General features: G+C 38.4%; 9 protein-coding genes. 4 read left to right on the top strand and 5 right to left on the bottom strand.

What is annotated here, in order from left to right; all coding sequences use genetic code 11:
* Positions 1 to 242 precede the first annotated feature (242 nt).
* The 3 genes from N475_RS25620 to N475_RS23585 all read left to right on the top strand — a co-directional run bounded on the left by N475_RS25620 (position 243) and on the right by N475_RS23585 (position 1,794).
* Positions 243 to 392, top strand: coding sequence for a hypothetical protein (locus tag N475_RS25620; protein ID WP_155730831.1), 150 nt, complete (start codon positions 243 to 245; stop codon positions 390 to 392).
* Between the two features lie 300 nt (positions 393 to 692).
* A complete protein-coding gene (gene ppiC, locus N475_RS23590; protein ID WP_039612035.1) occupies positions 693 to 971 on the top strand; it encodes a peptidylprolyl isomerase PpiC in 279 nt (92 codons plus the stop codon).
* Positions 972 to 1,056: 85 nt separating this feature from the next.
* Positions 1,057 to 1,794: a transposase gene (locus N475_RS23585; protein ID WP_063355678.1), complete on the top strand. Its 738-nt coding sequence runs from the start codon at positions 1,057 to 1,059 to the stop codon at positions 1,792 to 1,794.
* Here the strand turns inward: N475_RS23585 and N475_RS23580 are convergent.
* The 5 genes from N475_RS23580 to N475_RS23560 all read right to left on the bottom strand — a co-directional run bounded on the left by N475_RS23580 (position 1,791) and on the right by N475_RS23560 (position 6,661).
* Complete coding sequence (locus N475_RS23580) at positions 1,791 to 3,584, bottom strand: ABC transporter ATP-binding protein (RefSeq protein WP_063366057.1); 1,794 nt, start codon at positions 3,582 to 3,584, stop codon at positions 1,791 to 1,793. The genes N475_RS23585 and N475_RS23580 overlap by 4 nt on opposite strands.
* A 140-nt stretch (positions 3,585 to 3,724) precedes the next feature.
* Complete coding sequence (gene speE / locus N475_RS23575; RefSeq protein ID WP_063355676.1) at positions 3,725 to 4,672, bottom strand: polyamine aminopropyltransferase; 948 nt, start codon at positions 4,670 to 4,672, stop codon at positions 3,725 to 3,727.
* Between the two features lie 21 nt (positions 4,673 to 4,693).
* On the bottom strand, positions 4,694 to 5,131 hold the full coding sequence (speD, locus tag N475_RS23570) for an adenosylmethionine decarboxylase (protein ID WP_063355675.1): 438 nt from the start codon (positions 5,129 to 5,131) through the stop codon (positions 4,694 to 4,696).
* A 277-nt stretch (positions 5,132 to 5,408) separates the two neighbouring features.
* Positions 5,409 to 5,720: a hypothetical protein gene (locus tag N475_RS23565; RefSeq protein WP_063355674.1), complete on the bottom strand. Its 312-nt coding sequence runs from the start codon at positions 5,718 to 5,720 to the stop codon at positions 5,409 to 5,411.
* Positions 5,721 to 6,154: 434 nt separating this feature from the next.
* Positions 6,155 to 6,661 (bottom strand): hypothetical protein, encoded by a 507-nt coding sequence (locus tag N475_RS23560; RefSeq protein ID WP_155732622.1) that lies wholly within the window; start codon positions 6,659 to 6,661, stop codon positions 6,155 to 6,157.
* Between the two features lie 511 nt (positions 6,662 to 7,172).
* Between N475_RS23560 and N475_RS23555 the strand changes: the two genes are divergently transcribed.
* Positions 7,173 to 7,496 (top strand): DUF6172 family protein, encoded by a 324-nt coding sequence (locus N475_RS23555; RefSeq protein WP_063356796.1) that lies wholly within the window; start codon positions 7,173 to 7,175, stop codon positions 7,494 to 7,496.
* Positions 7,497 to 7,523 lie beyond the last annotated feature (27 nt).

Below are 7,523 nucleotides of genomic sequence, written 5' to 3'. Positions count from 1 at the left end.
AAAGTTCATGATCTTGCCCTGATTAATACTCTAAAAATCAATATATAAGTAAATCTATAACCTTTAAATGTTCTGGTTAATTTAAACTAGAAAAATAATGAATGACTCTGACTCCATTAAAATTTAGATAAAAAGAGGGACAGGAAAAAATAAGGTGAGACAAAAATTTTTATTTTTGCGTTGATCAAAAATTAATCTGGTGTTAGTGTTTTTTTGGAATAAAAACGGAAAAGGAAATTAAAATGAAACTAAAACTAAAAACTAAACCAATTAAAAACCTTTCAAAGGACAAAACTGCGCTACAGGCTGATATAACACCTCAAGTTGGCGGTGGATATACTATCGATCATACTAGACTAGCTAGCTGTTGGGTTTGTCATATTACTAAGTAGTTGCGGGTTATCGCCACTAATCCAAGGGATCAGATTTGCTGATCCCTACGTAAAATACTTACAAAATAGATAAATTTTAATCTTTTAGGCTTCAATTTACGCTTTGCTGTAAGCAATGCGGTTTTCACTTCAAACCTTCAACTTCTTTAATTATATAATAGTGTGATTTGGCTCTCAGCCATATGTATCTTTACTCCGTTTATTTGGATTTAGCATCTTGCTGCTCATCATTAACAGCGAATTGGTGTATTATTGCATTTATTGATAGTGCGATAATTTAGACAGTGAGTATAGAGTCATATGGCCAGTACAGCACATGCATTACACATATTGGTAAAGCACAAAGAACAAGCGGAAGATATTCTTAAACAGTTAAAGAAAGGGGCTAAGTTTCAAACCTTGGCAAAAAAACACTCAACCTGCCCATCAGGCAAAAAGGGTGGAGATTTGGGAGAATTTAGGCGCGGCACTATGGTCCCGCAATTTGACAAAGTTTGCTTTTCTTGCGAAGTGCTCACTCCGCAGCTGGTCAAAACTAAATTTGGTTGGCATATCATCAAGGTATTGTACCGCACGTAGTAAATCAATGGGGTCAGAGTCATTGATCCCAATTTGGAATACTCAGCTATAGTTAACCTACCAAAACTAAAGGATTAGTGATGTTATGGCGAGACTACCTAGATTAAATCTACCCAATATTCCCCAACATGTTGTTCAGCGTGGTAATAATCGACAGATTACTTTTATTGAAAGTACGGACTATGCTGTTTACTTAGATAAATTAAAACAGTATTCACGTGAGTATGATGTAAAAGTGCATGCCTATGTTTTGATGACCAATCATGTACATTTATTACTCACACCGACTTCTACCTGTGGGGTAAGTAAGTTAATGCAGTCTTTAGGTCGGTATTACGTGCGTTACTTTAATGACACTTATCAAAGAACAGGCACTTTGTGGGAAGGACGCTATAAATCCACTTTGGTGGATACTGAGCGCTACTTTTTGTTAGTCAGCCGCTATATAGAGTTAAACCCAGTGCGCGCTAATATGGTTTCTCATCCTGCGGAATATACTTGGTCGAGTTATCAGCATAATGGGTTGGGTAAACAGGTAGAGTTAATCACAGAGCATGAGTTATACAAAGCTTTGGGCTTAACTCCACAAAACAGACAAAGAGGCTATCGGGCTTTATTTGAAACAGCAATTCCAACAAAGGTTATTACCGAAATACAGAGTGCAACTAACAAAATGTGGGTACTTGGTAGTGACAAATTTAAACTGCAAGTTGAGGCTATGGCGGGTAGAAGAGCAGCGCCAATGCCTCGAGGTGGTGACAGAAAGTCACTCTCTTACAAGAGACAATTAAAAATCAATGACTCTGACCCCATTGATTTTTAGGTTATGGTATCTAGTATTTCAGCGGGTTTGCCATCTCTTACAATTTTGCCGTCTTTAATTTCAATAATGCGATCCATCATGGTGAGCACATCGTACGAATGGGCGATTGAGATGACGGTTTTACCTTTCGCAAGCGTTTTGAGAGTGGTGATAAATTCGGCTGTTAAAGCGGGATCTAGGGCGCTGGTTGCCTCGTCGAGTAAGAGTATTTTTTTATCTCTTAATATGGCCCTAGCCAAGGCTAGACGTTGACGTTGTCCACCAGATAGCTGTCCTCCATTTTCACCAATAAATGCACTTAGTCCTCGGCGGCCTCGGGTATCCTTGTAGTTTTCTACAAACTCGAGTGCATTGGCTTTTTTCAGTGCTTGATATACTGGCTCTTTACTCACGTTGTTCAAGCCAAACGCGATATTTTCAAAGATACTTTGATTGAAAAGACCAATGTCCTGATTTAAAAAGCTTATCTCGCTACACACGCTCTCTGTTGTGTAGTCCTCGATATTTTTGCCGTCAATATAAATGCCACCCTCTTCAATCTCATCAATACCTGAGAGTATATTGAGTATTGATGATTTTCCCGCGCCGGAAGGGCCAATGATCCCTACTTTTTCTCCTGCTTTTATCTTAAAAGATAGATCTGTAAAAAGTGGTTCTTTATTTTCATAGGCAAATTCAACGTTTTTAAAAGTGATTTTGCCGCGAGATACATTGAACTTACCGTCTTCTTCAATCGGCTCTACATCCTCAAGGAAGTCATTAATTAACTCTCGGCCTACCGTCACTTGACCCCAAGAGACAAAAAATGCGTCAAATTCTTCTTGGCACCACTCAGACAGCGTAATAACCCGATAGACTAGAGCCAGCACCATAGAAAATTCACCAATGGAAATACTGTTGTCCAGCCATAATTGCAGGCATAAAGCACCAGTACCTACAATTAAAATGCCGTTGAGTAAGCCAATCACAGATGCAAAACTTGAGAAAACACGAAACTCTTTTGCTACAACCCTGCGGTGTCGAGTTGCCCACTTTTCAGCAAATTTTTGCTCGTACTCTTGGGTAGATAGCATCTTTACCGTACGAATACGCGCAAAACGTTCGGTAAATTTTCCTGTGAGCTCGGCACAACTTTGTGCTTCTAGTCGGTTAGTGGTCTTTGCTTTGGGGATCCATTGATATATCAGCAGCGCCAAAAATACGCCTGTCCAAATTAGAAAGGGGAGCGTTAGGGCGCCATTAATGTTACCTACATACAAAAGCAGTGCACCCAGAAACGCCAATAAAAAGCCGGCAACGCCACAAAATTGTATAACCACATCAATGATGGCTTCAGAGGTATCTACAATCACAATCGCAGTAGAACCAGGGTCATCCTCTTCATGGTAGCTGGCGGGTGAGCCTATTAAAGTACGGTATAACTTTATGATGGTGTTTTTTTGTAAATTTGGCCCAAGTAATTGATGAAATATGAGGTTTTTAAAGAGGGTAATCGAAGGAATTACAACGGCAATGGCGACTGCGACGATAATTAAATCGTGCCCTTTGTCATTTAACTGAGTTCGACTGCCTGAAGTATCTAGCCAATCAACTAATTCACCCAAAAAATCGAAAGTGACAATTTGTAAAATACCGCCTAGTAAAGCAATGGTGAATGCAACAATTACCCAGCCGGTAAACTCCTTTGAACACTGAAGAACAAACGGTAGGTTGTGCTTAGTCTCACTTAATTGGCTGTTAAATGTGTCTTTGTGGCCTATTTTTTCAAATAGCTTAAATAGTGATTTCATTGCTTTTGCGTCGTATCTGGGTGTATCAAGTGAGTTCAAGTTAAATAAATTGAGCTCTGTATAAACTAAGCCACTGACACAAAAGTAACCTATGTGGCAGTGGCTTCAAATTCAATGTTCATGGGTGGTAGAGCGACTAACTAGTTGTTTGACGTCTCCGGTGTATAGTCGTCCCAGTCGCCTGCTTCTGGCATTGACAGTTCATCTACATTTTCACATTTAACGGCTTGGTTGACATAATCTCGCATGTCTTTTGACAGGAAGAATGAACCATAATGCGCCTCCGGTGAGTAGTATTTGGTTTGAATATCGGCCTTATTAAAACGCGACTCAAGCTCTTCAATTGTTAGTGTATTGATGGTGCCCTGTCTTGTTGCCCAAATAAATGCATGTGACCCCCCAAAGTAGTCAAAGCAACCGCCCATATAAATACCTGCTGGATTATTAAATGCTTGTGTCAAACGAGAAACCATTGACTGCATCATGTAAGGTTCGAAATAAGGCGTACCACCTTGCGCTACTAAAATACCATTCGCTTTCAATGCGGTTAAGCAGTTACCAAAAAAGGATTGAGTGAAAAGAGTCTCAGATGCACCACCATCAGGATCGGCAGCATCCAGAATGATTAAGTCAAAACAGTCGCTGTACTGAGAAATGATGTCAGCACCATCACCAATGCGCAGCACAAACCTTGGATCATCAAATGCACCGTTGTTAATTTCTGGCAAAAACTCACGGCTTAGATGGATGATTTGCTCATCAATATCTACCATGACCACGTTTTCAACGCTGCTATGTTTTAACACTTCTCGAGCGCTGCCACCGTCACCACCGCCAACAATCAACACATTTTTGATGTTACCATGAAAGAGAATAGGAACATGGGCCATCATTTCATGGTATATGTGTTCGCCCTTTGTGGTTACTTGAATGCCGTCGTCGATACGCATTACTTTGCCAAGGTGACGAGTCTCAAAAATGCTAACATCTTGAAACTCGGTTTCCACATCTACCAAGTCTTTTTCTGAACGAAGTGCAACGTGAACGCCACTTGTCATTTGCTCGTAATGCCATTTAATTTTAGTCATTTGCGTTAATACTCCGTTTTGTTATGCGGTTTTTAGGGTTGCTTGCAACTGGTTGTGTAAAAGTGGGTGGAATTCACCAAATTCGTTAACCGAGCCACCCCTTGTTAGGGTGTTGACGAGCATTTTTCCCGGTTGAAAGTGTTTTTCTATCACTGGCAAGCACAGCTGAGGTTGTGCATTACCACACATAAAAATGTCCATAGCGGCAAAATTGAATTCTGGCCATGTGTGAATAGAAATATGGCTTTCAGCGAGAATGATCATGCCCGATACACCACCATTTGTTTCGAATGGGTGTATATGGGTTTTCAAGATTGTGGCGTTTGCTGCATTGGCGCATTCAACCATCATATCTTCGATATGCTGCTCACCGGTTAAGTTTGAAGCATCAAATATATCGACAATAATATGCTGACCCAGAGGGTTAATTAACTGTTGTTCCGATGAGGTTATATTCATTCTTTTACTCAGTGTTCTGATTTAAAAGTGCTCAATTGAGGGCTGTATAGATCGACGCCTCAAAACGAGATACGCAAGTATTCCAGCATTGAAATGTGCAGCGAATGTGGAAAAATATTGGAATCAATGGGGTCAGAGTTGTTGATTCTTTGATTTAATGATGGACTAGAAGTGGCTTTTAATACTAAAGATAGTTTCGATATTCTGTGTGGAATAGGGCGCTTTACTTACAGTTTTTTGTGTCCAAAGGCATACTGAATAAAGTCTATGCATAAGGCTAACTGCTATCGCTAAGGTGTTGCTGTATAATAGAGTTTACTTTTTTTATGATTAGTCTTTCTTTTTCCCACGTAGCAATATGTAATCCACAATCCTGTTTTTGAGAAATGAGCTTTTCTCGCTCCAATAGTTCAATTTGCTTTTCTAAAGCTTCTATTGCGGACTCTTTATTTTTTATTTCTTGTTTGTACAAAAATTTAAAGACAATTGAAGTCACAATCATGGTGCAAGTGATCATGATGATACATTCAAGAGTATGGCTCTCTATTAAATTGAACACTGAAACTAAATCTTCAAATGAAAACTTCACCCTGACTCCGACATAGTATGTCACTTTATAATCAATAATAAAGATTTGACATAATATGTCAACACGTTATCAATCAATGGGGTCAGAGTCATTGAAACCTAACTAAAATTTATTGAACTGATAATATGAAGCACTTTTGATGCAGTGACGAAGGGCCTGTGAGGAACTTTTTATTTTCTCATGCAATTGATTTATATCTAAATGTTCTTATATGCGTTGTACGTTATTGAGTAAAAAATATGAGAACAAGCAGTGTAATTTTAAAGAAAAAATAAAACCTCTATTTCTTTATAAATGACTTTATCGCTTTAAGCTCATCAGGCAGTAATAGCCTAGGCCATTGAGATTGGCTGATTAATACTTAGCTTAACTTCGGAAGTAAAAGTTTATGGAAAGTTTTATAGCCTTTTTGTAAAGGACTAAGACCTCATCTTTTATTGATCTTTGGTAAGAGGGGCTGCTTCAACTGCATTTTTATATTTGGAAATAATACTGTGTTCTTTTTTAAGTTTTAAGCGGAAATGACCTGAATTTAAAGCAGTAAAAGGATCATCCTTACTCTTTTTCATGCCTTGAATCCAGCTACCAATAAAAATTTGGGGAGCTGCTGGGTTAATAGAGCCAGCTGAAAGTGCACCGTTAAATTTCCATTGAACAAAGCCTTGTCCAGTTTTAAAAGGCCGTTTCAATGAAAATTGATACATTCCATTTTGGTCGGAGAGCTGTTCACAATCAAAATTATATGAGTCAGTCTTTAGGAGTCTATGCATTGAGACAGTACATTCATTTTGAGTGATGTTGAACACCATTAACCCTTGATGAGTATGTGAACCAGAGTAATAGCCTTCCCAGATGCCTGCCATTCGGTTGTTTTCTTTATTTTGGGCATGGGTCATAGGAGTGACAAGCATAAAGATAATAACTGCAATCAGCTTATTCATATTAAATGGATTGATGATACGAAACACAATGTTAAATTAATCTTAATCGCCAGTGCGTTCAAGTTTAATCTTTTATTTATATATGTTTAAAGGCTTTTGAATTTATAATTTTTTAGTTGATTTTATAGTGATTTAAATACAGTGGTTTTTACTTTATGCGCTAAGAAAAGCAATTTTTTTGATAGTACTGACTCATAACTGCTATTGTTTTTTCAAAATAGAGTTAACACTTTTTCTCTATCGATTGATGAAATCAATGACTCTGACCCCATTGATTTGCGAAGTTGATGTGGCTGATTAAGCTCGCAAAGAGAAGTATGACTTTCATTCGATGTTAATGCCTCTAGCGTATTAGGGAGGGATTATTGGTGTCGCATCCTACATTTTGTCGTACACTATGCATGTTACATTTCTACATCTGCAATGGTGCGATTATAGTACTTTGTAGATACATACCTATTACTCAGTCGGTCTAGTACAGGCTTGAGTAATCCTTGTTTTGAAGGCAATCATGAAAAAAACATTTGAGTTAACTCATCCAAAAATTAAATTAGCCAGACGTGTTGATGCGGTTAAGCACGAAATCAAAAAGTACCTTAAACGTGAGCGTAATAAAACTTTACCACAAGGGGCTGATTTTTGGGACTTTGACTGTAAGTTTGGTAACACAGAAGCGGAAGCTCAACCTGTTCACGTATCACAATTTAACAAGCTGATTGACCAAACTCAGCTTGAAAACTTAACATCATTTTATGTTGAAATTTTAGCGAAACCAGCTCAAAGGCAAGCGCGCCCGTCATTAGATAGCGAAGCTGATTTTGATGACGAAGAGTAATTAAATCAAAAGGGTCAGAGTCGCTGG

The sequence above is a fragment of the Pseudoalteromonas luteoviolacea DSM 6061 genome (genome assembly GCF_001625655.1).
GTDB classification, from domain to species: Bacteria; Pseudomonadota; Gammaproteobacteria; order Enterobacterales; family Alteromonadaceae; genus Pseudoalteromonas; species Pseudoalteromonas luteoviolacea.
This window is presented reverse-complemented; position numbering and strand designations above follow the sequence as displayed.

What these genes read in the sequence shown, in the direction of transcription:
- N475_RS23555 (WP_063356796.1), top strand. Translation starts at nt 7,173, where the DNA reads ATGAAAAAAACATTTGAGTTAACTCATCCAAAAATTAAATTAGCCAGA.
- ppiC (WP_039612035.1), top strand. Translation starts at nt 693, where the DNA reads ATGGCCAGTACAGCACATGCATTACACATATTGGTAAAGCACAAAGAA.
- speE (WP_063355676.1), bottom strand. Translation starts at nt 4,672, where the DNA reads ATGACTAAAATTAAATGGCATTACGAGCAAATGACAAGTGGCGTTCAC.
- N475_RS25620 (WP_155730831.1), top strand. Translation starts at nt 243, where the DNA reads ATGAAACTAAAACTAAAAACTAAACCAATTAAAAACCTTTCAAAGGAC.
- N475_RS23580 (WP_063366057.1), bottom strand. Translation starts at nt 3,584, where the DNA reads ATGAAATCACTATTTAAGCTATTTGAAAAAATAGGCCACAAAGACACA.
- speD (WP_063355675.1), bottom strand. Translation starts at nt 5,131, where the DNA reads ATGAATATAACCTCATCGGAACAACAGTTAATTAACCCTCTGGGTCAG.
- N475_RS23560 (WP_155732622.1), bottom strand. Translation starts at nt 6,661, where the DNA reads ATGAATAAGCTGATTGCAGTTATTATCTTTATGCTTGTCACTCCTATG.
- N475_RS23585 (WP_063355678.1), top strand. Translation starts at nt 1,057, where the DNA reads ATGGCGAGACTACCTAGATTAAATCTACCCAATATTCCCCAACATGTT.